Source organism: Mucilaginibacter sp. P5_A4 (genome assembly GCF_056400605.1).
The window spans coordinates 1-2,504 of record NZ_JBFUKX010000116.1 but is presented as its reverse complement, the minus strand read 5'-3'; the positions used below and the strand labels follow the sequence as shown (position 1 = coordinate 2,504).

2 protein-coding genes and 1 pseudogene are annotated in these 2,504 nt (G+C 44.2%); 1 reads left to right on the top strand and 2 read right to left on the bottom strand.

Annotated features, from left to right (window positions below; translation table 11 throughout):
* Window positions 1–596: 596 nt before the first annotated feature.
* On the bottom strand, window positions 597–1,391 hold the full coding sequence (locus tag AC1DQW_RS27445; RefSeq protein ID WP_477456975.1) for an SDR family oxidoreductase: 795 nt from the start codon (window positions 1,389–1,391) through the stop codon (window positions 597–599).
* Between the two features lie 122 nt (window positions 1,392–1,513).
* Between AC1DQW_RS27445 and AC1DQW_RS27440 the strand changes: the two genes are divergently transcribed.
* Complete coding sequence (locus AC1DQW_RS27440) at window positions 1,514–1,891, top strand: winged helix-turn-helix transcriptional regulator (protein WP_477456974.1); 378 nt, start codon at window positions 1,514–1,516, stop codon at window positions 1,889–1,891.
* A 396-nt stretch (window positions 1,892–2,287) separates the two neighbouring features.
* Here the strand turns inward: AC1DQW_RS27440 and AC1DQW_RS27435 are convergent.
* Window positions 2,288–2,504: pseudogene (locus tag AC1DQW_RS27435) on the bottom strand (hypothetical protein); the annotation flags it as partial.

The window sequence follows — 2,504 nt, the reverse complement described above, 5'->3', positions numbered from 1 at the left end:
AATTATAGTTATCATCAGGAACCTCTTTTAAGTCTTTGCTCATGTTAATAGCTGATCAGGTGCGAAACCTGTCAATAGGTACTGTTCTGACTTTAAGAAATAAAAAAGGAGGATAACCCTATACCGTCAACATCATAATTACTACGTGTCATGCCCGGGCGCAAAGTGCCTCCTTTTATTCTGATTTATATAAATATAAAGATATGAGCCCGGGCCGCAGGTATTGCCATTTATTTTGCCCAAAAATGGCCAGGACGCTAAGGAAAGCCAGAAAATCACTTTGCGCCTTTGCGATCTTTGCACGAAAAACCTCTTTAACTTAATGGCATTGCGCGTGCGCAGCAGTGGTTGTGCAGCCACGACACGCGTGCGTCACCAGTGAATAACAAACCGGCGAAAGATTTACGAAGTTTCTGAAACTTCGTAAGTCCGGGATTTCGTGAAGCATCTATTATTTGCAATGCTTCTTCGCCCTGTACAGTCTGCGAATAGATCCTTCACTGCGTTCAGGATGACAAACCCTGGCTGTCATGGCTGTTCTGAGCTTCTACTAAACTTGTTACTACTTTTGGTAAATTCATGGTTTATGTATTTTGTTAAACTGTTGGTATCGTTCCTCCGTCTATCACAAATTCGGTCCCGGTGAGATAGTCGGCCCTCGGCGAAACTAAAAAGCCCACCAATTCTGCCACTTCTTCGGGTTGCGCCGGCCTGCCCATCGGTATGCCGCCTAAAGCAGCCATTACGCTTTGTTTCGCTTTATCGATCGTAATATTTGAGCTCTTTGAGATCCGCTCCATCATTCGTTCAGATGATTCCGTCATGATCCATCCCGGTGATACCGTTAACACGCGTACACCTTTTGGTGCAACCTCTTTGGATAATCCTTTACTATAGTTAATGAGCGCTGCTTTGGCCGCAGCATAAGGCAAAGTAGAATCGTGCAGTGGCAGCTTGCCCTGGATAGAAGCGATGTGTATAATTACCCCGCAGCCACGATCCAGCATTTGCGGTAAAAAGCCTCTGTCTAAACTGACAGGAGCCAATAAATTGGTCCGGATGGATGATTCCCAATCTTCGCCAGAGAGGACGGCAAATCCTCCTCCGGGTGTATCTGAGCCGCCAAGATTATTCACAAGTATATCCAGTCTGCCAAATTTTTCCAGTACTTCATGAACAACTTTGGCTGTCCCCTCCGGCTTGCTCAGGTCAGCAGAAATAAAATGAAAGTCCCGATCGTTATGCTCTGGCTTATTCCTGGCCGTGGTAATTATGGTCGCGCCTGCTGCCTGTAACCGTTGCGCAATAGCTTTACCGGCACCCTTCGTACCTCCGGTTACCAGGGCGATCTTGCCTGAGAGTTCATCTGATAAATTAAGTTGCTTTTCCATAGTTATTTGTTTTGTACAAATTTCGGTAGTACATAAACTCCTAACAAGTACGGGCTTACGATTCACATAGGGAGAAATTTATCCCTATTGTTCGCATCGCGTGACACGGCTATATTTGTGATATGTATGAAAGAAAGATCTTACCTTACCTGAATTGCGGCCTTGATCTGGTCGGAGAAGTGCTTTATGGAAAGTGGAAGATCCGCATATTATGGTTCATTCATGAAGGCCACAAACGCCCCAGTGAATTACAGCGCAAGATACCCGATGTTTCCAGGAGGGTTTTGAACATCCAGCTGAAAGAGTTGGAAGAACACGAATTGGTTACCAGAAAGATCTATGCGGTAATGCCGCCCAAAGTGGAGTATGATCTTACGGATTTCGGTAAAACATTGATACCGATCATGCACACTATCGGGCTTTGGGGTGATGAACACCAGGAGCGCTTGAAAAGGGTAATATTAAAGCAATTTCAGGATAACGAAGCAAATGAAGCCTGATCGCTTGAATGATCAACTATTGACGACGCAAGCTGTATGATGGAGTATAGCGTAGGCTGGTTCAGAACGAATTGACCATAATTTGATGATAGCCCTGGTTCGGCTCGAACCTGGGACCATAATCACGCTCTCCGAAGTCTTCCGCTGTTCGAATGTCTCCGACTTCGAACGACTATGCCTGTAGTTTGCAACTACCCGTATGTATAGCAAAAGTAGCGCACAGCACAAGTAGTCTGTAGACTACTTTACATATTGGTTCGAAGTCGGAGACATTCGAACAGCGTTTTTTTTTGCAATAGGGATAGMAGTGGATACCGGCCAATGCGGATAAGGCCTGCGCAGTATGAACGTATAGGTACTGTCTTAGAAAACAAATAAATTTTCATAAAAATTAGATTAATTTTGTTGTTTAATGAGAGCTTCTTTTAGATGTTCATCAAGTGTAGCCCCAGGCATTGCCGGGGCTATTATTTTTTTAGTGTGATCGAATTTGGCGTCGTATTTTTCGTTTTTCTTCCACAAGTAATACATCATTACCAATAGTTTTTTTTGTACTGCTACATACCCTTTCATCTTAATCCTTGTCCGGTCATAAACGCCGGTCATAAACGCG